The sequence below is a fragment of the Pseudomonas sp. SDO5522_S412 genome (genome assembly GCF_054071215.1).
Genome location: NZ_JBSVWQ010000012.1, coordinates 23,913 through 49,640, shown reverse-complemented (window position 1 = coordinate 49,640; position 25,728 = coordinate 23,913). Strand labels below are relative to the sequence as shown.

Genomic DNA, 25,728 nt, shown 5'->3' with positions numbered 1-25,728 from the left:
CGCTTATCGTCACTCCAGCTCCTAAGTGAACACCTTTAAGCCCGCACTCCCCATCGCGGGCTTTTCTTTGCCTGGAATTTGGTAAAAGGGATATCAAAACCTTCATCCAGTTTCATTTGTTGATGGCCTGGGCTGTCGCCTTAATGCTCCCACACGAACTCGTGCACAGGAGCAAAATATAATGAAAAAACGTCAACCGTTACTTCAGCTCAATACCTTGGCCGTGGCGCTGGCATTTGCCTTGCCGGCCATGAGCTATGCCAGCGATCAGTCCGACTCCAAGGGCTTTGTCGCCGACAGCAGCTTGAATATCCTCAACCGCAACCTGTTCTGGAACCAGAACGGCAACGGCGCCCACACCCGTGACTGGAGCCAGGCGCTGATGGCGACCTACAGCTCGGGCTTCACTCAAGGCACCATTGGCATCGGCATTGATGCGTTTGCCGACCTGGCGTTGCGCATCGACGGGGACACCGACCGCGCCGGTGGCCCGAACATACCGTCCGACGCCAATGGCAATCCGGATCATGGCTTCGCGAAGGCCGGTGGTGACGTCAAGTTCCGTATTTCCAATACCACGCTCAAGGTCGGCGACCTGCAGCCTACGTCGCCGGTGTTCGCCACCGCCGATAACTACCTGATGCCACAGACCGCAACAGGCTTCCAGATCGACAGCCATGAAATCACCGGCCTGAACCTGGAGGCCGGCCATTACACCTCCGGCACCGGTACCACCACCACCTCGCGCAGCGGCGACATTCTCGCCAGCTATGCAGGCGTGGAAGCGTCGTCGGCCAGCTTCGCGGGGGGCAAATACCAGTTCAGCAAGGAATTCACCGCGTCGCTGTACGGAGCACACCTGGAAGACGTGTGGAATCAGTACTACGTCAACCTGAACCTTGTTCATCCACTGACCGATGACCAGTCCGTCGCGCTGGACTTCAACCTGTATCGCACACTGGACGACGGCAGCGCCAAGGCCGGGACCATCGACACCACCGCAGCCTCGCTGGCGGCTGCCTACACCCTGGGTGCACAGACCTTCACCCTGGCCGGGCAGAAAGTGCATGGTGACGAGCCGTTCGACTACGTCGGCTTTGGGGAGACCAATGCCGGCGTCGGTGCCGGGCGCTACGGCAACTCGATCAACCTGGCTGACTCGGTGCAATACTCCGACTTCAACGGCCCGGGCGAGCGGTCCTGGCAGATGCGCTATGACCTGGACATGGGAGCCTTTGGCGCCCCCGGCCTGAGCTTCATGGCCCGCCATATTCGCGGTGCCGGCATCGACGGTACGCATACCCCCGGCAATTCGGCCTACACCGGGTTCTATGGCGCCAACGACCAGGAACACGAAACCGACGCCGAAGTGAAATACGTCGTGCAGAGTGGCCCGGCCAAGAAGCTGTCCTTCCGCCTGAGGGAAGCCTGGCACGATGGTGATGCGTCCACCGGGGGGCATCTGGTGCAGACACGCCTGATTACCGAGTACCCGTTGAATATCTTCTAAACAGGCGGGAGTGCCCGGTTGATGGATCTACCGGGTACTCTGCGTAGCCAGGTATTGATCGGTAGGCGTTTTGATTCCACACACAAAAAAAGGCGCTACCAAGAGCGCCTTTTTTGTTACCGCTGACTTACTGCAAACTAACCTGACGCAGTTCGGGCTCTTTCCCGCTGCCAATCGTGATGCGCTTGGGCTTGGCCTCTTCAGGAACCACGCGCAGCAAGTCGATGCTTAACAGCCCGTTGTTCATCGAAGCACCGCGCACCTCGATATGATCTGCCAGCCGGAACGACAGCCGAAATGCTCGTTGCGCGATGCCCTGGTGCAGATAAGTGACTGCTTTCTCGGTTTCGCGCTTGTCGCCAACGACTGTCAAAACGCCCTTCTCGACCTGAATATCCAGATCCGCTTCAGTAAGCCCAGCGACAGCAATGACAATGCGATATTCGTCATCACCGTGCTTTTCCACATTGTGAGGCGGATAAGTGTTCGGAGCCTCGCTGCGAAGCGCCGACTCGAACAGGTCATTGAAGCGATCGAAGCCCACGGATTGACGGAACAAAGGGGCCAAGGAAAGGGTAGTAGCCATCTCAAAATCTCCTGATTAAATCCAAGTGATTAAGTGCGCGACCCGCATTCGGCGTCGCGTGATAAAAATTTATGTTCGCCGGGAAAATTTTCAAGAGGCCAGATAAAAATTTTTACATTTGAGTACCAGCCGGGAACGGCTTGCTCGGTTGGATAGACAGGCCGCCCTCAGGCTGCGATGCGTAGTCAGCCCACCTTTCTCTTGAGTGCTTGCCTGGGTCGGGTTCAGCAAGCGGTGGCTTCTTGGAACTCTCTGGCATGTTCGCCATTACTCGCGGCATGTCTTAAAATATCCGGTTGCCGAAGAACCGCCATGACATATCCATGAAGGGCTTCAATCCTTTACAAATAAGTGTGGTCAAGATGAACAAGCCTTTCATTTCGCTGTGCCCTGAAATTACGCGGGCGCACGCGCTGACGTTGGTGGATTGGTTAGAGGATGAACGCATCACCTGCTATCTGAGCGATTCGCGTCATGTCTCCCGCTCCATTGAGCAAGTCATTGATCGGACTCAGTTGCCGATCCTGACTCATCTATTCAACCAGGGCGGCAGATTCTTTATGGCCTATGACCGGCATGACGCCCCGGTGGGCTTTGTCCGTCTCATCAAGACCGGCTCAAATTGCGAGATTGTCCTGGTCATCGGAGACAGCGACAAATGGGGCCGGAACCTGGGCGCCAGCACGATCCGCGAAGGCATGAAACTGGCCTTCCTCGACATGCGGGCCGAGAAGCTCATCGCCAAGATTCACCCGGACAACTCGCGCTCGCTGAAAGCCTTTCTGCGCAGCGGCTTTATGCTGGAGAGCGAAACGCCGACATTGACGTCATTTTCCATGACGGCGGCAAGCTATTTCCAGTTCTTGCGCGAAGGCGCCGGTGGCGACTCCACCAGGATCTACATCACTGAAATCGACAAGGCCAGGCTCGAGGATCTGATCGCGTTCGAGCAAGGCCCGGCGGTTGTTGAACTCGAACATGAGCTTGAGCGGGCCATTGTCGTCAAGCCGCAGCAGGTGGCGTGCAATGTCATCACGATGAACTCCAGGGCCTTGCTGCAACTGGACGATGAAGAGTTCGAAGTGGCCTTGGTCTACCCTGAAGACGCGGACAGCAACGCAGCAAAGCATTCCGTGTATTCCGACATAGGCACCGCCATCCTTGGCTATCAGGAGGGAGACGCCATCGACTGGCGAATTGCTGACCGGACCCGCCGGATTGAGATCAAGAAAGTGCTTTACCAGCCGGAGGCTGCGGGCGACTTCCACCTGTAATTGCGCCTTTTCTCAGTAACGAATCACGCCAGTCAGCGCGCCCGGCTTGGGTGCCTGACTTCTCCAGCGTGAACTGATAACCGAGACGGTTATCGGCGCGGGGGGTGAGATCGTGAAACCTACCCGCTCACGCCCACTTTTTGCAGAGTTGCGGAAACTGCCTGAAATGATACGGAAACGATTAGAGGTGTATTCCTGAACCCCAGAAACGCAAAAGCCCCGCAATAGCGGGGCTCTTGAGTAAATCTTGGCGGGAAACCAGGGATTCGAACCCTGGAGACGCTATTAACGTCCGCCGGTTTTCAAGACCGCTATGCAAACTCAAGCGGGCTGGTGCCTTGAAACCTCTTGGCGTTCCATTACTGGCGGAAATCAACCGGGCTACAGACCGCATTCTACAAGGGGTGCGGTTTTAGTTTTGGAACTCTTTTTCACCCCTCCCCGGCGTCCTGCCGACCGAACACAAACTACCCAAATAATACCGACTGCTAAGCTGTTCACTCCACCAGAGGAACGCCAATGCCCAATTCAGACCTGCCCCCTTCCCTGCTCTCCAAACTGTACGAAAACCAGTTGGCCCTTGAGGCTTCCATCATGGAGCTATCGAACTGGGTCGAGCAGCGTGGCTCCGCCGATGTAGCCGAGAACGTGCGCGGCGCTCTGCACACCATCGATGAGAACGAGGAGTTCATCAAGCTGACTCTGGCGGTCCTCATGTCGCCCGAGTGAAGTTGATCTGGCGCTGAGCGCTTCACTACTTGCAAGCAACCGACCACAGCTGATCGAGCTTCGTGGTGTAGCTCTGGCTCATCATTTCCCGGCGCATTCCCCAGTCGGGGTTCGTCGGCACACTGGCCGACCGCAGCGTCCCTCTTCCCCACCTGTCGTTGATCTGGTCCAGCACGGTCATCACTCGGGTGGCCTCGGCCGGCTGAGACACCGCGAATAGATCGTCCGTGTATTCGCCTGGCTGGCACAGGTTGAGCAACATCACCTCGGCCTTGCTGTATTTGAAGCCTGGGCGGTAGATGTGGTCGAGCGCATCGACGGCGGCCTTGGTCAGCAGGCGCACGTCGTCGGTCGGGTACGGCATATCCACCACTACCCCATTGGCATACTTGGCTTCTTCAGGGTTAAACATGCCTGTGCGGATGCAGACACGGACCTTTTTGCACAGCGAGTTTTGAGCTCGCAGCTTTTCAGAGGCGCGCATCATGTAGGTGGCCACCGCCTCCTTGATCGGCGGCAGCTCGGTAAGGCGCTTTCCGAACATCCGGCTACAGCAGATTTCCTGCTTGGGTGGGTCAGGCTCGTCCAGTTCCAGGCATGAGGTGCCAGCCAGTTCGCGAGCGGTCTTCTCGATTACCACGCTGAATTTCTTGCGGAGCGTCCAGGGGTCGGCCTTGGCCAGGTCCATCGCTGTCTTGATGCCCATCGAGTCCAGGTGAAGTTTCATCTTCCGGCCGACACCCCACACCTCCGAAACGTCGGTGTTGCGCAATACCCAGTCACGCTTTACCGGGTCGGTGATATTCACCACGCCGCCCGTCTGGGCCTGCAAGCGCTTCGCTGTGTGGTTGGCCAGCTTGGCCAGGGTCTTTGTGTGAGCGATTCCGACGCCCACCGGGATTCCGGTGCACTGAAAGACCTGGGCACGAATTTGGCGGCCGAGGGCGTCCAGGCCGTCGATGCCGGTAAGATCGGCGAAGGCCTCATCGATACTGTAGATCTCGACGGCGGGCACCATGCTCTCGATCAGCGTCATGACCCGCTCACTCATGTCCCCGTACAGCGCGTAATTTGAGGAAAACGGGACAATGCCGTGCTGCTTGAGCTTGTGCTTGATCTGGAAATACGGCTCGCCCATCTTGATGAAGGGCTTGGCATCGTAGCTACGGGCGATAACACAGCCATCGTTGTTGCTCAGTACCACGATGGGCACCTTCGCCAGGTCCGGTCGGAATACACGCTCGCAACTGGCATAGAAGCTGTTGCAGTCGATCAGCGCAAAGGTCGGCTCTTGCTTAGACATGGCTGCGCACTGTGCTGGTGATCACGCCCCAGATTGACAGCTCGTCGCCTTCAAGAACGTACCGCGCCGGATACTTGGGGTTCTCTGATAGAAGCACCACCTCCCGACCGCGCTTGCAAAGGCGCTTGCAGACGGGCTCATTGTTCAGCAGGGCCACCACCACATGCCCATGGGCGGGTTCAATGGCGCGATCCACCACCGCGAGGTCACCGTCGAAGATCCCAACTCCCTGCATGCTTTCACCGGTGATTGCTACCAGGTACACGTGCGGCGCACGGATATTCAGAACCTCATCCAATGAGATGTGCTGCTCAATGTGGTCCGCTGCCGGCGAAGGGAAGCCAGCCGGAACCTGGAAGGAGCACAAAGGCAGTTTCGCGCCTACCTCAGCAATGGGACCTAAAATGGTGAAACTCATGACGCTGCCTTTACAAATACTGTACGAATGTACAGTTAACTTTGTAGGACGCTTACGGTCAATTTATCTGTAGGGGATTTCGACAGACGGGAGGTGCGTATGTGCGGGCGATTCGTGCAGTACGAGGGGATGGCGATCTTCATCGAAGCACTGAGCCCGCAGATAGAGCTGTTCAGCGGTTACGACGCTCAGCCCATTGATCGCTATAACGTCGCTCCGTCGACGCGGGTGCAGTTGCTGCACGCCGCAGAGGATGGACTGCATATTGATGCAGTCAAATGGGGATGGGCGCCGTTTTGGGCCAAGGGCAAACGCCCTGACCCAATTAACGCACGCGTAGAGACGGTCACCACGGGAAAGTTCTTCAAACAGCTTTGGCCGAATGGCCGAGCCCTGGTCCCGAGTGAAGGGTGGTATGAGTGGGTCAAAGACCCGGACGATTCGAAGAAAAAACAGCCCTACTTCATTCGCCTGAAGAGTCAGAAACCGATGTTCTTTGGCGCACTCGCACAGGTTTACCCCGGCCTAGATCCCCATGATGGCGACGGATTCGTAATCATCACCGCCGCCAGTGACCAGGGAATGGTAGATATTCACGACCGCAAGCCGTTGGTGCTGACCCCTGAGCATGCTAGGGAATGGATTGACCCCAGCCTTACTCCGGGCCGCGCCGAGGAAATAGCGAAGGAGTGCTGTCAGCCTGTTGATGACTTTGAGTGGTATGCGGTAGGCAAAGCTGTTGGTAACGTGAAAAATCAGGGAGCTAACTTACTGCTACCCTTGCCTCCGGAGGACTCTTAACGAGCGTCAGACCCCCCCCTAACGCCGCCGGCTCTCCGTTCATGATCACAAGTTCGCCGCTAACCTCGGCCTTACCCCGCCGCTGATTTTGATTGCAGTACCGAATGTCCACGGTCTCAAAATGAAAGCTCTCGAAAGCACGTCGAATGTCAGGATGGTCACTGACGCTGACCATCACCTCCCCTTTGCAGCGCCGCATGGAGTCGGCCATGCGTTCGTAATTCTCAAAGGGAAAATCTAGGCCATAACGGGCGGTCTGCCATTAAGGCGGATCCATGTAGTGGAAGATATGGGGGACGGGCGTAGCGCACGGCGCAATCAAGCCAGCCCACGTTTTCAACGTAGGTGCCTTCGATCAAAAACGCGTAGCGTTGCAGAACACTTTTCAAATCACAGGCAATAAAAAACCCCGTAGACGTTAATCTACGGGGTTTCTAAGAGTGGAGGCCGAGGTCGGAATCGAACCGGCGTAGGCGGATTTGCAATCCGTCATCGTTCTTCAATTTCATTGGCATAAACCGGTGAAACCCGCGTATCCATTGGCTTTCCACTAATAATCCATCATCTGCATGATGGACTATATGGGACATCCATTGTCCCATGATTGTCCCACCGGCCCCGGCGCCCCCGCCAAACGTAGAGTACCAGCCGCCCCAAAAATTCAACATGGCCTTCGACGTAACGATTCTGTAATCTGGCCGGCCTCCGAACAGGTCGCCTGATCGGCGTCGGACGACCATAAAAACGGATATAGAAAATGACCTTAAGCAACAACAGCCAATACATATCCATTCAGATCGTGAGAGGCATAGCCGCCCTGCTCATTGTCCTATTCCACTCGCACATTGCGATAGACATGATGCCTAGCGAGCACACCGTCAACATCCCCTTCGCATACAGTCGCGGCCATTGGGCTGTTTATCTGTTTTTTGTTGTCAGCGGATTCATCATCACTCACGTCACGTCGAGCGGAAAATTCAAAATCCGTCCTTTCCTGGCGAAGAGAATCATCAGGATCTACCCCATATGGTGGCTGTCATTTATATTTGCCCTGGTCGGCTTTTATGTCTTCAACGTGTCTTTTGCGTATGGAACTCCGTTTAACACAGAGTCTTACATAAGATCGTTATTATTACTTCCAAGCACCGTCAAGCCAATAAACTCGGTGGGCTGGACTTTGATTTTCGAGATGCTTTTCTATCTAGTGTCATCTCTTGTGCTACTTCGCTACAGCCACAAAATGCTCATGCTAGTTATTTTTTCTCTATTTGGTGTAGGTGCAGTCCTGTATTCAATTTCCCCGAATCACCCCTGGCTCGTTAACCCACTTGGCCATCATCTATTTTCTCAATTTCAGCTTCTATTTGCCACGGGAATAGCTCTATACCTTTACCAAGAAAAGCTTTCATGGATTCACCCTGCAGTGGCATTCATTCTTTCGATGATAACTCTTGCGGGTGTCATCTATTCGCCGTCAGCAGCTTTAGGCAACGGAGAGCTTTATTTCACCGTGGTCGGTGTTTCACTAGCATCTGGCCTGTTGATAATTTCCCTATTAAACAGTGAGAAACGTGGCTGGCTACTAAGCCAACATATCGCTATTGCGACTCCGGTTTCCATCATGAATTCTATTGGAAATTGCTCATTCAGCCTGTATTTGTTCCACTGGGGAATTTTTACGATCGTGGGTTCTAAGGCAACACAGGCATATCTTGATCTGCCTGGATGGAGCGCGGAAATCTGGAGATTCGGATGGGTCGCCGCTTCGATTGCCATAGCCATGCTCATGTACAGATTCTTCGAGGCGCCTATTTCTCGTAGCGGCGGCCGAATGATCCGTAACAGTCGCCTATTCTCCTAGGCTTTGATAAGCCTGAGTGCAAGTCATTCCACGGGCATGGCTTTGATCAGCATATCCTGCCAAATCGCCCGCTCGCTGGTCAGCGCGCTTAAGCACGTCGGCAAGCACCATGACGGCGTGGGTAGCTGCTGCGCTTGCTGCGGCAGTGCAGGAATGGCTGCTGCCTTGACTGGCTGTGAATCGAGCGGCAACAGCGTCGGCTGCGCTACGCAACCGGTCAGACTCACGGTTAGCAGCAGTGACTGCAGCAGCAGCGGTATCGATAAGAGTTTGGCCATTCTGGACCACCTTGTTGATTGCCTGTTGGCGGGCTTGTTCTTTGGTGCGCTCGGTCGCCTCGTTCAATTCCTTTGCCTTGGCGTCACGTGTATCGCGGGCATTCCATTGCTCCTGCCATGTCGCGTTTGTGGTTCGGGGTCGGCGCTGCCGTGGGAAATGCGCGGAACAAAGGACCAGCGCTGATCCAGCCTATCAGCGCGCAATAGCCCTCACGTACGCCTGGCACGCCCGCAGCGCGATCACGGCATTATCACCGTCGTCGGTGATGGCGATAATTCGTTGCGCATGCGCTGGGTCAAGTTGGGCTCTACGGGCTGCATGAACCACGCCGACGGCGCCGGGGGTGGCAGGCACGTCGCAGCCACTGGCTGGGTCCTCGACAAGGAGGACTGACAGCCGCACATCAGCAGTAGCAAGACGGTCACGGAGCAGAGCCTGGTTGCGCTGGGCATCGGATAATTCCTTGGAGTGTTGTTGGTCGGCGACGGCCAGTTGCTGCTCGGTGGCCAGGCGCTTGTCTTGCTCGGCGCGCGCTTGGGCGGCGGCGGCATTGCTGATCGCGGCCAGGTCATCCTGGTGCAGGCCGGCCTGCTCGGAGAGCTTCTTGCCCATGCGCCAGTCCTGAACCTGCCAGGTAACGCCGGCGGTGGTGGCCATCAGCACCAGGATCAGCACCGCAAGGCCGGCCAGCTTCTGCACCGGCGTCATGCCAGCACCTTCAGCGCCTTCTCGTACAGCTCCTGGCGATCGGCCAACCCGTTCACGCCTCCATTGATGCGCTTGGTGATCTTCAGGAAATCGTTCTGGTCCGCCAGGGTGTTCAGCCCCCGGGAGGACCAGAACCACGCCGCCGACATTGCAGCGTACTGCGGCTGCTCGAGCAGTTCTGGCTTATTGATCAGGTCCAGGCCCAGGGCATCGCCGCACGCCGCATAGTTGGCCCGCCCGGTGACCTGGATCAGGCCACGGCCACGGTACTTGAAGCCATCGCCATTCACCTTGTTGCCCAGATCGGCACGCCCTTCGTACCCAGCTTGCTGCGGCGTGGGGCCCCACAACTCTTTCACCCAGCGGAACTGTCCCGACTCGTGCCCGACCTGGGCGATGAAGGCAGCAATGCGCAGCCGCGTGACGATTGCGTACTTGGCCATGGCCACGTTCAGCACAGGAACAAAAACGCCGGCTTGGCGGCCGGCGTTCGGGAGGATCTGCAGCAACTGCTGCTCATTGATCGGCATGGGTTTCTCCTATGGAGGACGCTTCTGCATCCGCGTCTGCCTGGCTATCTTGTGCACTAGCAGCCGGGGGCGGCATCTGGGTTTTGGGCATTTCCAGTCGAACGTCAATCCAGCTATTGAGAGGCACGTCAATCGGAGCGCCACGCCCGGGCACCATCTCGCCATCGTCCGTGAGCGTCCAACGCTGCTTGAATAGGCGAATGATCACATTGCCGGAGTCGTCTTGCTGGCTGTCGGTGATGCCCAGCATGCGGCCACCATCCGGAGAGCTTGGGTCATGCGTCCGCCAACCCTCAAGCGCCAGGCCCAGACTGCCTGTCACTCGGTATTCACCAATTGAAAGGCGCTCCACCAGCACACCGCGCGCATCTTCGTTCGCAACGCCCCATGCTCCGGCGGACTGGAAAGTTTGCTCCAGCAGGTCTCGCCTCTCGCTCGCTGCCACGTTGGCGATACGCACGATAGGTGACGCAGCCGAAAGTGCACCGCCACTCCCGCGGGTAGTGTTCATCGTCGTGTAGATCTCACCCCAGCTGCCCCAGCTGAAATTGTTGTTGATCCTGAAAAACAGCCGGCCAGAAAATGACGTGGCGTGCTGGGCGGTGAAACCTGCGTCATAATTCTCCACGAACAGCGTGCCATAGCCATAATTCGTAGGGCTATTTGTAGTTCCGCCCGTGCTGCGGTAAATGCCTGTATCGCCAATAGCGTTAAAGGAATTGCCCGGAATATCTGGCGCGCGCCCGCCGAGCCCGAATGAGCCATAACCTAGGACATTGCCCGGCCCTGTACCGACGTTTCGTGTGGCAGCGCTACCTAAGCCAAGGGCGGATTGCGCTTCTGCCTGGGTTGTTCCTCCTGTACCACCACGATTCACGGGCAGTGCTGAGGGAATAACGCCGCCACTTGGAGAGCCAAGCGCTGAATAAATCTCCAAAGACATTTGATTTATTTTTACGCCAGTACTACGTGTCGTATCACCACCCGCCCCAGTAGGTACGGTTCCGAGATTGATTTCCTGTCTTGCCATGAGCAACTCCTAAACCGTCACAACTTTGAATTTAATTTACAGGCTTCGCAAATACTACAGGCACATATAGAGATGTCTGAATATCCACACCTACAACTTGAATGACAAGTCGATCATTTGGATATTCCCAAACAGCGTACATATTCCCCTGCCTGGAAGTACTTCCCGCAACATCCATTGCTATGTTGTTGAGAAGCATATAGTCCCCACTTGATAGGCTAGATGGCGCGGTCCAACTCAGCCTATATACGCCCTGGCTGGTTTGGGTTGCGCCAAGATAGGTCCAGCTGGTCAAGGTTCTGGTGAATTGAGCGCAGGGCGTACCATTGTCGAATAAAAGTTTGCTATTGGCGTCCCAAATACGGAAACCATACTTGGCCGTAGGAGTTGACTTGAACGCTCCGACAAACCAGCTTCCAGAGGTCGCTTGGCCTGTGATTCCTACGAAAGAAAACCCTGTCCACGCCCCTGAAGAACCACGGACCAAGCAAAAGCAAAATGTATTGGATTGGGAAGGTCTGACGAATACTAGTGGAGGTTCGTCCGTTGTGATGGTTTTAGAAAATTGCACCAGTACACCTGAACCCGAGCCATTCCATGCCCCTTTCTCAAGTACCACCAGTCTTGAGAATTCAGAGTCAAGTGTCACTACGTTAAGGTTATTAATGAAAGTAACACCGTATGACATCAGCGATACCTCATAACAAGCAGCCTTTGCGGACTAGTGCCAATAGGACCAGTTTGAGTAGAGGGGCATCCGAAATATATGGTAACCCCTCCCGAACTAACAACTGGGGTGTATTGAATTGATGCATAATTTTGCGCACTTGTGCCATAAGCAGCAACAGGCACGCAAACTGCCGAGTGATTAGAAGTATTAACTCCGGCGATCGATATAAATTTACTTCGCCCTTGTCCTGCGCCTGACTGAACTATCGCGGAGTAAATTACGCCCACGGTAAAGGAGTTTTCATCAAGCTCAAGGAGGCCGGTCGGCCCCCATATTCTCGCGCCATAGCTCATGCGGAAAGATCTCCCCATTGGTAACGTTTCGTGCCGTTCTCGTCGAACACTTTGCCGCCAGCGTTGTTTATTACCTGTCGAGCCTGTCCGCCCAATGAGCTGTTTATTTCGAAAGTGCCGTCGAAGAACAGCTTCCAGCCAGTCTGGCCTGCCACGTAATTGTTCGACTGGATGTAGTTACCGATCTTGGCGTTGGTGATCGTGCCATTGCCTATAAACGCGTCCGCAATGATCGTTTGCCCGCCCTGGATCACAAACGGAAACTTCCCGCCCTGACCTATAGCGAATCGATCGGCATCGATGATGAACTGCGACTGCAAGCCGCCCGGTCCGTTCTCCAGGCCCAGGCCGATACCTGCGTACTTGTAGAGGCCGGTGGCGGTTTCGTACTGCATCCGCACTGACCAGTTCGCCGTGACTTTGCCGTCGACCGTTTGAATGGCGGTGGTGTTGGTCTGGATTGCCAGGGTGTTGCCGTTCACCGACGTTTTCACCGTTTCAATGCTTGACGAAAGAGCGCCGACGGCATTGATGCGCGCGGTTTGCTCGCTGACGATCGCGGCATTGTTCGCTGCAACGCTGGCCTCCACGACTTCCGTGCGCTGACCCTGCGCCAGGTCGCCCTCGATCAGGGCGGATTGGGTAGACCAGACACCGACGTAACTGGCCTCCGAACCCATCAGCGCAGTGTCATCACCTTGGAGCGGCGGGTTGACCTGCAGGTAAATACCGTCGACCCGCTGCGCCGTGGTGGTGACTTTGCCGTCGAGCGTGGTAACCGATGCCTTCAGGGTGCTTAGCCCGCTGGCAGTGGCATTTACGCCGCTGACCGGATCGTTCACCGTGGCCTTCACCGCGTTCAACTGCTGTGCCTGGGCGTTGATGTCCTGGCCGTGCTGATTGATCGTGGCCGAGTTTTGCTGAACCTGCGTGACCAGAGCGTTCACGGTCTGCGTTACCGTGCCGATATCGACCCAGTAAGTGGCGTTCGGCGGCGGGTTGTTTGCCGGTACTGGGCCATTCGCCTGGTACAGGTGTTGGCCCATGCGCACGATGTCGTTCAGCACGTATGCCTTGGATGGCACGTACTCCAGAGCATCCACCACCTGGTCGATCAGCTGCTCCAGCTCTTCCTTGGCCGCGTCAATGCGACCGTTCACCGAGCCTGGCCCGTTGCCGTCGATCAGGTCTATGCGGTCCTTCAGGTGCTGGCCCAGTGCTGTTTCGTCAATCTGCCCTTTGATCTGCTCAAGGATCGGCCCAGCATCCGAACTTGCCTGGCCCATAACCCCATTCACAACCGGATAGAACGGCCCGATGTTGCCGGTACGGTCCACCAGGCGCGCCCAGAAGAACAGCGTGGCGCCCGCCAGCAGTTGCTGCATGCGGTAGTCGGCCTGCGGATATGCCAGGTCGGCCAGTTTGGTAGCGGAGCCCAGATCGTTTGCAGGGCCATACCACAGTTCAGTGCGCTGGGTATCCTCAGCGCCAGGCGGGAAAGCCCACTTGATGCTGATGCCGAAAAGTTCGCTGGTGGTGGTCAGGAAAGCCACCGCCGGCGGTAGCCCGACCTTCCCTTCCAGATTGGTCAGGTTGGAGCTTTTCCAGATCGACGATATCTCGAAGGCGCTCACCGAGCGGACCCGGGCCAAATAGGCGCCCGAGTAGATGCCGGTGACGTCAACACTGGTCGAACCTGTCCGCTGCACCTTGATCCAGTTGCCGCTGTCCTTGCGCCACTCCACGTCGTAGGCGACCGCGCCGTTCACGGCTGGCCACGAGATGTTCATGGTGCTGATGGCAATGCCCTGATTCACGGCGTAGCTGGATGTCAGCGTGACGCTGGCAGGTGCTGGAACTACGGTGATCGGGATAACGCTGATCGGCCGCTCTTCCAGCCGAGCGCCGGTGTCGATGTGCGCGAACTTGCTCGGGTCGTACTGCACAGCCGAGATTTCGAACACGCCAGGCTCTGGCCGGGAAACGCTGGTCACCCGGTACAGCGGGATGGCCAGGTCGTCAGCGTCGAGCGCCCACACCAGTTCACGCTCAGGCGCTACGGAGTACGCCGTGGTGACCGTGAGTTGCCGGCCGCTAACCAACTGCACGGTGCGCCCCTCGCACTTGCCGTCGGGCAAGTTGAGGATCAGCCGGTCGGCGGGCTTGGCCTGGGTATCGCGATCCAAGGTGATGACCTTTCCGTTCACCGCCGAGATGCGCCCGCCCACGGGCCGGCCAGCCAGCAGCTCGTCCGCGATCGGAACGACGTAGCCGGGAAGCGGGATACGCCCGTCCAGGCCCACCTTAAAGGTGACAGCCCGGTCCTTGGAGTTGGTGAGCAAAGCCCACTTGCCGCGGCGCTGCGCCTCCGACTCACGCGTGCAGCCGATCGCGCTGATCTCCAGCGGGTTGTCGCCGTAGCGCCGCTGCAGCTTCTGGTCGGTCACGGCCGTGACGTCGGTGTCGTAGTTGTTCAGCGGGTTGTCGTAGCTGACCAGGGCCCGACTGTAGCGGGTGCGCTCCGACGCGCTGGAATAGGTGAACTTGCCATCGATGACGTTCGCCCGGGTATAGGCGAAGTCGAAGTCAGTGGCGCGCGGCATATCCGACAGGGTGAACACCTGGCCCTGGGCCCAGTAGGTCATCCCCCGGTAGATCGCCGAGATGTCACGCAGCAAGGACCAGGCATCAGCCTTGCTCTGCAGGTTCAGGTTGCAGATGAAGCGCGGCTCCATGCCGCCCTTACCGTCTGGCACGAGTTGATCCGCGTACTGGGAAATTCGGTAGAGCTCCCACTTATCGACCATCCACGGTTTGATGCGGCGGCCCAGGCCGAAGCGATCGGCCGTGGTGATGTCGTAGGTCATCCAAACCGCGTTATCAGTCCAAGCCTGCTTGAAGGAGCCGTCCCAGATCCCGGTGTATGAACGCGACACCGGGTCGTAATTGCTCGGTACCTGCATTTTCTTGAGCTTGGTCTCGACGGTCACCGCCGGAATGCTCCGGAACTGCTCGGCGGAAAATTCAATGTAGAGCAGCGCGGTGTTCGGGTACCGCAACTTGGCGTCGATCACCTCAGTGAAGCCGGCGATCTGCATCGTGTCGGAGATTTTGTTGTTGTTCTGGTTGATCGTCAGTCGCGTGATACGCATCAGCCAGCCAGAAGTAGCCTTTGGCAAATCGATTCGGCGGGTTCGCTCGTACACGCTGGTGGTCTTACCGTCGACAGCCTCGCTCAGCACCTGCTGGTAAGCGCCGCCGTCGGTTGCCAATTCAACCTTGTACTCAATCCGGTACCCGTTGATGTTGCCGCCGGCGTCCACAGACTGGAGCGCTGGCCACGCGAAGCGAACCCTCACTGCCGAAAGCTGTACGTTGTTGATTGCGCGAACCCAAGGAGTACCACTACGCAGTTCGGTACTGATGGTAGTTTCGTTCTCGATCGACGGGATGCCCTGGATATAGGTCTGGTCCACCGCACCGGTGCGCCATTCCCACTTAACGTTCGGGAAGTTCATGTTGCCCTGAGGGTCTTGCAGCGGGGTGTTATCGAGGTAGATATCCTTGGCGGTTGGTGTGCCTTCGAACTCACCCTCCCCGATGGCGATCAGCATCTTGGCGATGGCGACTGAACGGAGACTGTCCGGGGCTTCAGTTGGCGTTTTTGGTTTCTCTTCGCCGCCCTTGGCGCCGTGGATATCAATCTTGCGTGCTGCGCCCATGCTTTTCTCCAGGCAATAAAAAACCGCCTCATGGGCGGCTGCGGTGCTTCAGGTGTTGGCTACATCTGGTCTTCGGCGTAGATAGCGGCGCTGATGATTGCGCCTCCTACCCGTCGCTTGCCGTAGCAAAGCGGAACAGGGTTGCCTGATGCGGTGGTGTTCTTGGCGCTACCGAAGGCGTAGCCGGGTGTGTTCTCCGGTGCGGCGCTGGTCTTGAGGCCCCCGGCCTGCGGGCTGAGCATCTGGATCACGCCGCCGGCGATCATCGACCCACCCATCATTATTAGGGCCGAGCCAAATGGCGCGCCCGCGCCGAAGGTACCACCGGTAATCACGAGACCGACGACGATCAACACGGCCCCGATAATGGTTTGGAGCGCCCCGCCCCGCTTGCTGCCGGTGATGACGGGGGCTATGCGGATATCGCCTTCGCCGACAAACCCCAGTTCCTTTTCCGCCAGGTTCGTCGCGCCGCGGAATACGGCGAACTCGACCCCCCGGGATTTGGCATTGGAAAGGAAGCGCTCGAACCCCGGTATTTGAACGCACAAAGCCTTGATGGCTTCAGCCGGAGTCCTCACCGCCATCCGGAAGGACCGCCCAAACTGTCGAAGTTGGCCGTAGAGCAAGATCGTGGTCATGGGCTGATAATTGATGGCAAGTGACGCCATGTGCTTTTCTCCAGGCAATAAAAAAGCCCGCCGAAGCGAGCCTTGAATAATTTGACGTGCTGCTACAGGCAGCCTTGCAGCGCGGTAAGCCGTTTATTCGCAATCCAGTTACCAACCACCACGTAATACTTTGCCTCGGAGCCTGACCCCTTGGGCTGGATATCAACGAAGTACTGTGAGCCCTCAGTAAAGACCGTGTATCCGGTGTCGCGCCCTGGCTGTAGCGTTGCTCCAGGCGTACCGCCGAAGATTGGCTGGTTCTGCCATTCGTACTGGACGCATTTAGCCAGTGCTGCGTCAGTTTTTTGTGAGGTCAGCACCTTGTACGGCCCTTCTTGGCGAGCCTCGTTCATCGTCGGCGCCATGCACCCCGCCAGCATCGCCACCGCCACCGCTACCGCCGCTATCAAAATCCGCATGTCGTTCCCTCTGTGGTTTGGCTGGGCTAAAAAAACGAAGATTTATACTCCAGGCAAAGAGATTGAACCCATCCCCTTTGACCGCAAATACGGCATAAGGAAATCAATGATTTACTACTAGTAGCATGGGCTTACGGCCAGACTAAGAAGTCGTAATAATATCAAACTAATATAAATTTATCCGCCTTAAGTTAGGGTGGCCAAAAGGCCACCCAAATGATTTATTTATGTTCTTTGAGAAAATCAGCTTTATCTGGAAGCTTAACTTTAAAATCTTCCGTAGAGACCTGCCATACTGGCTCTGTCGGAAGAGCCGGCGGCGGTGGCGGCGGCGTATTATCACGACTGCCAGTATCTTTCTCAGTACCACTCATAGCTTCACCTTTTTGGATTTTAACACGTTCCAATGCTACAAGATTTTCATTAACCAACTTAACTTGCTCGGATAATGACGTATCTTGCGTGAGTAAATTTTTCCGAGGAGAAGATGCATCCAAATCAAAAGCAACAAAAACACCGGTAGCGACCGCGAGTGGAAACAGCGCATTGATTATGTATTTAGTAGAAAGTTTCGTGCCTACCCGGCGCATTTCGTTCACTTCATGATTATAGTCAATACACTTCGCAGTGATAGTAGCTAAAAAGCTCTCCGTATCACCCTCGGGATTAGGCACAGCATAGTTCATACCGTACTTTTCATTATATGAAATCCGCTGAGCCTTCACACGCTCCAATCCATCGCGAAAATTCAAAACCTCTATAGCCTTTGGAAGCGTACGATATTCAAACCCAGTCAGAGATGTTGCGGTCTTATAACCAGATTGAACTATAAAAATAAGAACAAAAGAAATACTCACATAAAAAAGAGTCAGCCCTACAGGATGAGAGCCGTAGTCTATCATCCTTAACATATATGCAGTTACGGTGAAGAAACTTGCATATACAGCAATATTAATCTGCAAGCGACTAGATATACGATCCCTTGTTTCCAGCTCATGGAAATAGACCTCAGACAGAAGTTTGTTTGCAACACTCAAGTCTAATTTCTCCTGCCCCACAAATTAATAATGAACGAAACGCATCCAAAAAAAGCGAATTCAAGGCTACTAAATAGCCATCACAGTGTCTAGCTAAGATATCAGCAATCTCATACGTCCCAATTTTGGCAGAAGCGCCCTTTCGCTCCTAAAACGATTATTTTGCATCTATATGCCTGAGGATCAGGCGTGTTCGATCGTGCCATGGGCCACCAAAAACAATTATTTCGGACGGTCTACCGTAAAGGTGATGCAGGAGAAAAGGCCCGGAACCATAAGTGCCTGACTCCTCACCGGGCAGCACCGGATCAGTTCCCAGGTAAATCCCGGCATGATTCGGGTGAACAGTCCGCCCGACGTGCATGACGATCAGGTCGCCGCGCTGCGGCCGGTCAACGCGAACAAAGCCGGCGGCCTCGTAGTGCTGCTCGTACAGGCTTGCGTTCTCCGCACTCTCCCACCAGCCATCGACGCGCTGGAAGGATTCAAACTCAATCCCCCATCCGCGCTGGTACCAGTCAGCGCAGATCTGCCAGCAGTCCCAGGCCCCATGCACGAACGGGCGTTTGAGCAGCGGCGTGCTGCCGGTAGGCGTGATCGTGCGCAGATCCCCCTCGGGCCACGACAGAATGTGCCAAGGCAAGGCCGTAGCCTCGCACATGGCCAGGTCGTGCGGCGAAGGCCTGCTGGTGGCGTCCGGGTGCGAGTGGACAATGCCGATCACCTCGCCCTGGTCTTCCGCCGCAGCGTAGTCCTCGGGGTTGAGCCGAAACTCCTCGTTCGGCTCCGTGGCGATGTTCCGGCACGGGAAGTACTTCTGCGCCCTGCCGACTGCCAGCAGCAAGCCGCAGCACTCGCGCGGATACTCCGCCGCTGCATGCGCCTGGATGGCCGCAATGATGTGCTTGCGCATGGTCAGCTCCTGGCTATCAGGGACACGGCAGGGAATCCGCCGAAGGAAAGTTCGTTGTTCTCGCCGAAGCGCAACTTGCAGGACGACAGGCAACCCTTGCACTGGTCCTTGGCTGGGTCATCTGTGGGGTTGTCTTCGTCGTCGAACATGGCCGCACCGGTGTAGCCGCAGTCCGGCCCGCGGTAACCATTGGTCATGGCCCAGTGACAGAAGGTTGTCATCTGGCGCCCGGGTAGCCCGTGGTTATCGATCTCGCCCGGGGACGAAAGGTCCCAGACCACAGCTTCGCCGTCCTCGCTGGTTTTCTGGTCGATGTACCAGATCTCCAGTCCTTCCTGTGTCGGATCGGCCGTTGGGTTGCCTTCGGCGAAGTTCCCGGCGTCCAGGTACTGGGCCAGGGTCTCGCGAACAGTGAGCTTGAATTTCAGCAGGTCCTCGAAGGCCAGGCACAACGCAGTGACGCGCCCATTGATGTTGCCGGCGGCGAACGTCGGCCTGGTGGCCGTGCCGTCGCTGTTGGAGCCAATGCCCTCGATCTGCACTGGCCATGCCGCGTATTCGGCGCCCTGCCACCAAATCGACTTGGCCGGCAGATCCTCTTCCGAATGCTCGTAGGCCAGCAACTCCTCGGGCGTGTGCGGGATGGCGTGACCGTGGAAGCGCAGGTAATCCGCGCCGTATTCGGTTCCGTCAATTTCGAACAGGCGAATTTCGGCGCCGGGCTCCAGTTTCTGGATGTCCGTGATCAGTGCCATGGGTAATTATCTCAGGGATGAAAGGTTTGTTCGAAGGTCGCGGTGATGGCGTAGACCTGGCCGCCGCGGTGCACTGGCTTGTAGCCGTTGCACTTGTAGAGGCCTAGGTCGCCCAGGGGCGGCTCCCAGAGGAAGCCCTTTGCGCCCTTGTGCCGGTCGATGAAGTCCATGATGTCCTTGATGCGGCTCTTCATGCCGGTGAAGGTGACCGGCCAGGACTGGGATTTGTTGTTGATCCCGTCCTCGGTGGACTGCGCGTAGCCGTCGGCAAACTGCTTGGTGCGTACGCGCTGCTTGATATCACCCTCGACGCCCTTTTCAGTGGCCCAGGTGAATCGCTCGATTGCCATAAATCATCCTTTTACGTTTCGGCTGCTCACGCCGCCTTGGCGCCAAGACTTGGCGATCTCTTCTGTTGCGATTTGCCGGGTGCGCGTCTCCATGTTGCGCTGGAACAGTTCGGCGTCGAACTCGGCGCCGTCCGGGCGGCCGGCCTCCTGGTCCGTCAGGATGATCGGCATGCTGAGGCTCAGGCTTACCCCGCCACCGCCGCCTCCAACCGCAGAAACACCCAGCTTGCCGTTGGCTGTGCGGGTGAGCGGCATGATTGCCTCTGGCCCGGCCTCACCAAACAGCGCCATGGGCGCCAATGTTGGCCCCGTGGCGATGGTGTTGGTGAATGCACCTCCGTCGGCGAACATCTGCACACCGCCCGACCAGGCGCCACCCTTGGCTTGAATGCTGCCTGGAGTGAAGTTAGAAAGGTCGGTACCGGTGTACCCGGCCTGACTTGCCCCGCCAGAACCACTGCCGCCGAAGTAGCTCAGCCCTGCGCCAAACAAGCTGCTGAGTAGCTGCGAACTCGCTTGCCGAGTGGCAATCCGCGTCATGTCTGCAAGAATCGATTTGGCAAAGTCAGCAAACGACAGCTTCCCGGTCAGCGCGAAATTAACAACCGCATCTTCCATGGAGCTGAAGGCATTGCCGAACAGGGTCTTGGTCTGGCCGGCGATGTTCTTCGCCGAATCCAGATAATTGGCCCACGCCGACGTCGCGCCCTTCGTCCAATCGCCCTGGGCGTTCTCCACATCCGCATAGTTCTGCCGGATCTGGTCAGTGGCGGCCTTGTTCGCATCTGCGAGCGCCTGGGATTTTCGCTTGAACTCCTCCTCCGACATGTTGCGCGACGGGTCGGATTTCTGGTTGGCCAACTCCAGCGACTGCTGAGCAAACCGGTCTTGCTGGCTGTTCAGTTCGCCGTTGAGTGCGTTCTGGCGGTCCCCCTGGCCCACGCCAAGTACTGCGCGTTGGCCGGCAAGTTCCAGGGCTCGCTGTTGCTGAGCCAGGGCCTGCACGTAGGTGGTGATTGACCGTTCCTGCTTGGCCAGGCGTCCGGTCTCGTTGGTGGCCAACACCTCAAGCTGGTTGTCGGCCTCTTTCTGCGCCTTGACCATCCCTGCGCGCGCGTCAGCGATCTTCTGGTCCAACTGGATGCTCTGGGCAGCAGTCGTGGACTTCTTGCCTTTGACGGCCTCCAGCGCGGCAATCTCGGCCTCATAGGCTGCGGTCACCTCGTCGCGCTGGTTGCCGATCAGGGCTTCACGCTTCAGCGCGTAATCGGCCTGAGAAATGAGCCCGGCCTTCTCCGCGGCGTCCAGTCGCTTCTGGGTGTTTTTGTACTCGTCAACGATCGCTGCAAGGTTGTTCTTGGCGTTGTTGAAGCTGGTGAGGTCGACCTGAGTGCCGGCTGCTTTCGGGTCTTTATTCTTGTCCTGGAGCCCCTTCAGCAGCGTGTCATAGGCGCCGCCGGCGAACTTGTTACCATCGAAGCTGACACCATCAAGAAGCGGCGATTTCTGTCCGGTTTTCTCGGCATTCTCATATAGCGCACGAAACTGATCGTTGAGCTTTTTCAGGCCCGCCTGACGCTTGGCCAAAGGGTTGACGTTATCGAGCTGCGCATCCAGCGCCCGCTGAGCCTCAATGGCCTTCTGGTTCGCGTCGGTGCTTTCACCGGTGGTAACCGCCAGGTTGGAACTGGCCGCCTGCCTGGCTTTAAGTCCAGCAAGTTTTGCCTCAAGCGCAGCCGTGGAATCGTCGTGCTCGCCAGTGCCAAGGCCAAGCGCCGTATTCAACGAGCTCAGCCCATTGGAAATTGCGCCAGCGACGCCGCCGCCCCTGCGCGTGTCCAGCACGCGCTGGGTGATCTCGATCTGCTTGGCCAGGTCGGGAAAGATCTCCGACCGGACTTCCGCGTACGCGCCCTTGATGGCGTTCTTGATGTTGTCCCAGTCGCGCTCAACGTCAGAGAGCGACTCGCGGTAGGTCTTCAGTCGCGTTAAGGCGGCCTGATTCAAATCTTCGCTGAGAACATCCAAAGCGCGCTGACTTTCACCTTGATCATCCAGCCCTTTGATCACCTGGTACTGCTCAAGTGTCAGCAGCCCGTACTGACTGCTGATCTTGCCTGCCGCTTCGGTGGCCGTCTCGCCGGCAGTGGCAAAGGACTTGGCAAGTTCGCCGGCGCCCTGCCCTGTTACTTCACTCACGGCCGCTGCAGCTTCAGCCAGATTACGCATCTGCGTACCGCTGGTAGCTGCTCCGGATGCAAGCGAAACGACAGCCTCGCGCGCCCCGGACAGGTTGCCGGTGACGCGCCCGGCGCCGTCGGCCATGTCCTTCAGGCTGGCGATGGTCTGCCCTGCACCATTCGTACCGCCATTGATCGCGGCATTGAACTCGCGTGCCTGCTTCATCGCATCGAAGTAGGCATAGCCCAGCGACCCAATTACAGCGACCAAAAGGCCGGCTGGGATCAGCATCCCTGCGAGGCTTTTCGCCGATTCACCGGCGCCAGCGCCCAGCTGAGCTATCGCGCGCGCACCACTGCCCAGGTCACCCGCCTGAATGGCATTGGCGAGCTGCATTACGTTTTCCTGAGCTTGGCGTGTGCCGAGCTTCAGCTTGTCGAATGCGCCCGCGGCCTCAGTCAGTCCCGCTCGGTCCTTGCCGATCTTTGCCAGGGCTTCGTTGTAACGCTCGGCGTCGATCTGACCAGACTTGTGCAGATCATTGAGCGCCTTCTCCTGAGCCTCCAACTTCGCCAGCTTGGCGGTCACTGGATCAATACCGTTGACGGTGCGCTTCAGTGCCTCAATCTGACGATTCTCTGCCTCGATCAGCTTTTGCTTCTGCGCCAGCTCTTTGGCTTCCGCCTTTTCAATCTTGTCGTAGGCCTTTCCCAGTTGATCCTGGTACTTCGCCTGCTCCTCAATGGTGACCAAGCCTCCCTTGCGGGCACGCTCTAGCAAGCCCTCAGCCTGAACCAGCGACTCCATGCTCGAGATGTTGCCTGTCATCGCCTTGTCGAGCTGACTGATGACGGAGATTTCCGCTACTGCGCTGTCAGTTGCTTTACGACTCGCACCGGCTTGCCGGTCCCTGGCTGCTGTCGATTTATCGATGCTTTGCGCTACGTCCGCTTCTGCCTGGGAAACCTTTTTGCCGGTGTTGGCCAGCCCTTCGCCTGTTTTGCCGAGGTCATCAATGGCCTTTTGGGCGTCTTCAGCCGAATCGACCAGCTTATCAAGATCATCAGCAGCCTTTGCGGCCTGCGACGACTCGACAGCAATACCCAGGGAAGCGAAATTGGTGCTCATTTGTTTTCTCTCTGTTCCGCCATCACCTGCAGGGCTTCAGCCTCCATCCGCCGGAAGTCGCTGAAAATGGTTTGTCGCTGGCTGATCGGTACGCCACACATCCGAATCACCCCGGAGAGAACGCCGTAGTCCATGCCGGTGGCGCCGCACGCGCCTGTACGCCACTGGGTGCTCATGGCCTCGAAGACTCTGAAAACATCCCAATTGTCGGGCCAGATACCGACTTCCTTGTCGGGTATGTCCTGACGTGACAAACCAAAGGCCATCAGATCAGCGTCTGAGGGCCCTGGCTCATACAGCGCGCGCGAGGCGCTTAGGAGTTTCCCAGGCGGGCCTCGCTAAAAGCTTCGGCGTACGCGTTCAGTACTGCCTTCGGCGCCGAGTTGATCGAATTCACGAGGATGCGCACGTTCTCAGGCGTGAATTCCTCTTCGATATCCCAGCCCACCACCACATCCAGCAGTTGGTCAGCTTGCAGGGCGATCTGGGCGGCGGTGAAAGCTTTGAGGTCCATATCCCCGACCTGCTTGCCCAGCTCGTCGTGCCGCTCGTTCCAACCGGTGTACAGCTCAGCGAGCGCGGTACGATCCAAGTACTTGAACTCGAACTCCACCTTTTCGGCGTTGTAGCCAGCCCGCTGGATCAACACCGTTGCCTTGAACGTCGGCTTTTGGATCAGCTTGAACTTGGCCATTGGTTACACCGTGGCCGCGTAGCGAGTTGGAAGGCCAGTCAGGGCAACGCTGATAACGCGGGTCATCAGGTTGTTGCGCGACATGGTCGGCGTGGCGGTGATCGACACGTAGCCGTTGTAGATAATGCTGCTACCGCCAGGGAGGTTCAGTCGGAGCAAACGGGGCTGTTTGTCGTCGTCCGCCGCTTCGCAGACCGCCACATAGGGCTTGGACGGATCGTCAGCGACGGTATAAGTCAGCGTGATCGGGTTCTTGGTGGTCGGCATCTGGCGGTCGTTGTCGTCGGCCACGAAACCAAAGGTAAGGAACTGCTGATCGCCACCGGCCGAGTTCATTTCGGTGACCTGCGAGATCTCGGTGAAGGCGGTCACTTCGCGGACGGAACCGATACCGGAGCCCGCTGGGTACTGTTGAGCGTTGGTGGTGTTCACGCCTGCTAGGGCGAAAGTGCCGCTGGCAATTACCCCCACACGGACACCACGACCGTCGAGGCGAGTCCAGCCGGAATTGACGGCGACTACATCGCCCTCGGCCAGGCCATGGGCTGCAGCAGTTGCGATTGCCGGATTGGCATTGGTCAGCGCAGTGAACGGGATTGCAACGCCGTAAGTCGATGCAATCTCAAGGGTGGCGCCGTTGGGCATTTGGATGCCGGCCATGGGTGTTTCCTCTTTTCAGAAATGACAAAACCCGCACAGAGGCGGGTTCTTGGATTTGCCCAACGGGCGTATTCAGGTGGCGATGTCAGCTCGATATTCGAACGACACGGGCACAGTGTATGTAGGTGGGTCAGGTATGCCGGGGCCAGGGTCGACCGGTGACATCGTTACGACGGTGACGCTCGCCTTCGCGTCTCGCGCGTACAACGGAAACAATGCGGTCAGTTCGGCTACCAGCGGGTTCGTCTTGGTTTTGCCGGTATTGGCCGGAGCCACAATGCTGACCTGATAGACGCCGAAGAATGCTCGATGGTCGCCGGCTAGCGTGCTGCTGGCTGTATCACCTGGGAGCATGAACGCTCGCAGATAGGTCTCTCCGTCAGCCGGGTCGTACTGGACGTTCTCGAACACAACCTTGATCGGCTCCGCCCGGCCTTTGCTCCAGGCAATTAGCTTGGCCTCATAAATGGACGCAATGATGGCGTGGCTCATACCTGGTTGTTCCTTGTGGCTTCGTCGACGATCTGCTGGAAGCGGGCCAGAGTGATCCGGACCATTCCGCCGGGCGCCTGGGTCGAGTGTCCATACTCCAGCGGGATGCCGTACGGAAGATTGTTTACGATAAAGGCCGTCTCACCAGCAGTCAGCGCCTGGACCTGTAGTCGCAGTTTGGCCAGCGTCACTCCACCAACCGGGTCGACCTGGTCAAGCGTGCCATCCGCAGGCGTGCCAATGGAAAACTGCCAATTCCCCCGAAATCGCCCACCGACGTAGTCCCTGCCCGCGACCAGCCCGTTCACGTTGAAGTTCTGGTCGCGCTCGGTCTTGGTCAGGGGCTTGGCGTACTTGACCCCGCGCCGCAGCTTACCGGCCTTGGTGAAGTTTGATTCGTTGAGGTTGACCAGCGTGTTGCGCACGGCGACCTTGAAGTCATAGTCATCGGCGGCCCGGGCGTTCGCCTGGCGGTGCGCAACGTTCGCCGCCCATATCTCTGGATTGCCCACGGGCGACATGCGGATGACGCTGCTGCCGATCTCGATAACAATCTCGCGAATGGTCGCGTCGATACCGGCCTGGGCGCGCTCGGCGAAGTCACGGATGTTCTCGGCAAAGCTGCCGTTCATGCTCGCGTACTTGTTCGCCATG

Annotated in this window: 26 protein-coding genes and 1 pseudogene; 5 read left to right on the top strand and 22 right to left on the bottom strand. The window is 57.4% G+C overall.

The genetic code is table 11. The features are described from left to right. Positions 1-181: 181 nt before the first annotated feature. Positions 182-1,510 carry an OprD family porin gene (locus tag ACW9I6_RS05290; RefSeq protein ID WP_003219643.1) on the top strand — a complete coding sequence of 443 codons (1,329 nt, stop codon included), beginning with the start codon at positions 182-184 and terminating at the stop codon, positions 1,508-1,510. 127 nt (positions 1,511-1,637) lie between these two features. Here the strand turns inward: ACW9I6_RS05290 and ACW9I6_RS05285 are convergent, their stop codons facing one another. Further along, positions 1,638-2,096: an Hsp20 family protein gene (locus tag ACW9I6_RS05285; protein ID WP_003219642.1), complete on the bottom strand. Its 459-nt coding sequence runs from the start codon at positions 2,094-2,096 to the stop codon at positions 1,638-1,640. 362 nt (positions 2,097-2,458) lie between these two features. Here ACW9I6_RS05285 and ACW9I6_RS05280 point away from each other — a divergent pair, with 362 nt between their 5' ends. Then, on the top strand, positions 2,459-3,370 hold the full coding sequence (locus ACW9I6_RS05280) for a bifunctional GNAT family N-acetyltransferase/nucleoside diphosphate kinase regulator (RefSeq protein WP_008431545.1): 912 nt from the start codon (positions 2,459-2,461) through the stop codon (positions 3,368-3,370). Positions 3,371-3,889: 519 nt separating this feature from the next. Continuing rightward, on the top strand, positions 3,890-4,099 hold the full coding sequence (locus tag ACW9I6_RS05275; protein WP_457338995.1) for a hypothetical protein: 210 nt from the start codon (positions 3,890-3,892) through the stop codon (positions 4,097-4,099). A gap of 25 nt (positions 4,100-4,124) precedes the next feature. On the opposite strand, the gene umuC is transcribed toward ACW9I6_RS05275, so the two are convergent. Together umuC and ACW9I6_RS05265 are read right to left on the bottom strand one after the other, a co-directional pair. Next, complete coding sequence (umuC, locus tag ACW9I6_RS05270; protein WP_457338994.1) at positions 4,125-5,402, bottom strand: translesion error-prone DNA polymerase V subunit UmuC; 1,278 nt, start codon at positions 5,400-5,402, stop codon at positions 4,125-4,127. Further along, positions 5,395-5,820: a LexA family protein gene (locus tag ACW9I6_RS05265; RefSeq protein WP_167664970.1), complete on the bottom strand. Its 426-nt coding sequence runs from the start codon at positions 5,818-5,820 to the stop codon at positions 5,395-5,397. Before ACW9I6_RS05265 ends, umuC begins: the two co-directional genes overlap by 8 nt. 99 nt (positions 5,821-5,919) lie before the next feature. Between ACW9I6_RS05265 and ACW9I6_RS05260 the strand changes: the two genes are divergently transcribed. After that, positions 5,920-6,621: an SOS response-associated peptidase family protein gene (locus tag ACW9I6_RS05260; protein ID WP_457338993.1), complete on the top strand. Its 702-nt coding sequence runs from the start codon at positions 5,920-5,922 to the stop codon at positions 6,619-6,621. Here ACW9I6_RS05260 and ACW9I6_RS05255 read toward each other — a convergent pair. Next, positions 6,584-6,977 (bottom strand): annotated as a pseudogene (locus ACW9I6_RS05255) (hypothetical protein); the annotation flags it as partial. The gene ACW9I6_RS05260 and the pseudogene ACW9I6_RS05255 sit on opposite strands and share 38 nt — an antisense overlap. A 401-nt stretch (positions 6,978-7,378) precedes the next feature. Between ACW9I6_RS05255 and ACW9I6_RS05250 the strand changes: the two are divergent. Further along, positions 7,379-8,482: an acyltransferase family protein gene (locus ACW9I6_RS05250; RefSeq protein WP_457338992.1), complete on the top strand. Its 1,104-nt coding sequence runs from the start codon at positions 7,379-7,381 to the stop codon at positions 8,480-8,482. Here the strand turns inward: ACW9I6_RS05250 and ACW9I6_RS05245 are convergent. The 18 genes from ACW9I6_RS05245 to ACW9I6_RS05160 all read right to left on the bottom strand — a co-directional run bounded on the left by ACW9I6_RS05245 (position 8,471) and on the right by ACW9I6_RS05160 (position 25,727). Continuing rightward, a complete protein-coding gene (locus tag ACW9I6_RS05245; RefSeq protein WP_457338997.1) occupies positions 8,471-8,938 on the bottom strand; it encodes a DUF2514 family protein in 468 nt (155 codons plus the stop codon). The genes ACW9I6_RS05250 and ACW9I6_RS05245 overlap by 12 nt on opposite strands. Positions 8,939-8,953: 15 nt before the next feature. Then, positions 8,954-9,469, bottom strand: a complete 516-nt coding sequence (locus tag ACW9I6_RS05240; protein ID WP_457338991.1) for a lysis system i-spanin subunit Rz — start codon at positions 9,467-9,469, stop codon at positions 8,954-8,956. Continuing rightward, complete coding sequence (locus tag ACW9I6_RS05235; RefSeq protein ID WP_457338990.1) at positions 9,466-9,999, bottom strand: glycoside hydrolase family 19 protein; 534 nt, start codon at positions 9,997-9,999, stop codon at positions 9,466-9,468. The genes ACW9I6_RS05240 and ACW9I6_RS05235 overlap by 4 nt, the downstream gene beginning before the upstream one ends. Further along, a complete protein-coding gene (locus tag ACW9I6_RS05230; RefSeq protein ID WP_457338989.1) occupies positions 9,986-11,029 on the bottom strand; it encodes a pyocin knob domain-containing protein in 1,044 nt (347 codons plus the stop codon). Before ACW9I6_RS05230 ends, ACW9I6_RS05235 begins: the two co-directional genes overlap by 14 nt. A gap of 31 nt (positions 11,030-11,060) precedes the next feature. Further along, complete coding sequence (locus ACW9I6_RS05225; RefSeq protein ID WP_457338988.1) at positions 11,061-11,717, bottom strand: hypothetical protein; 657 nt, start codon at positions 11,715-11,717, stop codon at positions 11,061-11,063. 331 nt (positions 11,718-12,048) lie between these two features. Beyond that, positions 12,049-15,774 (bottom strand): TipJ family phage tail tip protein, encoded by a 3,726-nt coding sequence (gene gpJ, locus ACW9I6_RS05220; protein ID WP_457338987.1) that lies wholly within the window; start codon positions 15,772-15,774, stop codon positions 12,049-12,051. Between the two features lie 59 nt (positions 15,775-15,833). Then, entirely contained in the window at positions 15,834-16,445 is a 612-nt protein-coding gene (locus ACW9I6_RS05215; protein WP_457338986.1) for a tail assembly protein, read from the bottom strand. 62 nt (positions 16,446-16,507) lie between these two features. Continuing rightward, positions 16,508-16,864, bottom strand: coding sequence for a hypothetical protein (locus tag ACW9I6_RS05210; RefSeq protein ID WP_457338985.1), 357 nt, complete (start codon positions 16,862-16,864; stop codon positions 16,508-16,510). Positions 16,865-17,085: 221 nt separating this feature from the next. Next, positions 17,086-17,901 carry a hypothetical protein gene (locus ACW9I6_RS05205; RefSeq protein ID WP_457338984.1) on the bottom strand — a complete coding sequence of 272 codons (816 nt, stop codon included), beginning with the start codon at positions 17,899-17,901 and terminating at the stop codon, positions 17,086-17,088. 157 nt (positions 17,902-18,058) lie between these two features. Then, positions 18,059-18,814, bottom strand: coding sequence for a C40 family peptidase (locus ACW9I6_RS05200; protein ID WP_457338983.1), 756 nt, complete (start codon positions 18,812-18,814; stop codon positions 18,059-18,061). A gap of 2 nt (positions 18,815-18,816) precedes the next feature. Further along, entirely contained in the window at positions 18,817-19,569 is a 753-nt protein-coding gene (locus ACW9I6_RS05195; protein ID WP_457338982.1) for a phage minor tail protein L, read from the bottom strand. Between the two features lie 11 nt (positions 19,570-19,580). After that, the gene (locus ACW9I6_RS05190; RefSeq protein ID WP_134326538.1) at positions 19,581-19,919 is read right to left on the bottom strand and encodes a phage tail protein; all 339 of its coding nucleotides are present in this window, start codon (positions 19,917-19,919) and stop codon (positions 19,581-19,583) included. A 3-nt stretch (positions 19,920-19,922) separates the two neighbouring features. Further along, positions 19,923-23,228, bottom strand: a complete 3,306-nt coding sequence (locus tag ACW9I6_RS05185) for a phage tail tape measure protein (protein WP_457338981.1) — start codon at positions 23,226-23,228, stop codon at positions 19,923-19,925. Next, positions 23,225-23,494 (bottom strand): DUF1799 domain-containing protein, encoded by a 270-nt coding sequence (locus ACW9I6_RS05180; RefSeq protein WP_457338980.1) that lies wholly within the window; start codon positions 23,492-23,494, stop codon positions 23,225-23,227. Before ACW9I6_RS05180 ends, ACW9I6_RS05185 begins: the two co-directional genes overlap by 4 nt. Positions 23,495-23,541: 47 nt before the next feature. Continuing rightward, positions 23,542-23,922: a phage tail assembly chaperone gene (locus ACW9I6_RS05175; protein WP_099547960.1), complete on the bottom strand. Its 381-nt coding sequence runs from the start codon at positions 23,920-23,922 to the stop codon at positions 23,542-23,544. A 3-nt stretch (positions 23,923-23,925) separates the two neighbouring features. Continuing rightward, the gene (locus ACW9I6_RS05170) at positions 23,926-24,582 is read right to left on the bottom strand and encodes a phage tail protein (RefSeq protein WP_457338979.1); all 657 of its coding nucleotides are present in this window, start codon (positions 24,580-24,582) and stop codon (positions 23,926-23,928) included. A 72-nt stretch (positions 24,583-24,654) separates the two neighbouring features. Then, complete coding sequence (locus ACW9I6_RS05165; RefSeq protein ID WP_457338978.1) at positions 24,655-25,074, bottom strand: phage tail terminator-like protein; 420 nt, start codon at positions 25,072-25,074, stop codon at positions 24,655-24,657. Continuing rightward, a complete protein-coding gene (locus ACW9I6_RS05160) occupies positions 25,071-25,727 on the bottom strand; it encodes a hypothetical protein (RefSeq protein ID WP_457338977.1) in 657 nt (218 codons plus the stop codon). Before ACW9I6_RS05160 ends, ACW9I6_RS05165 begins: the two co-directional genes overlap by 4 nt. Between the last annotated feature and the right edge of the window lies 1 nt (position 25,728).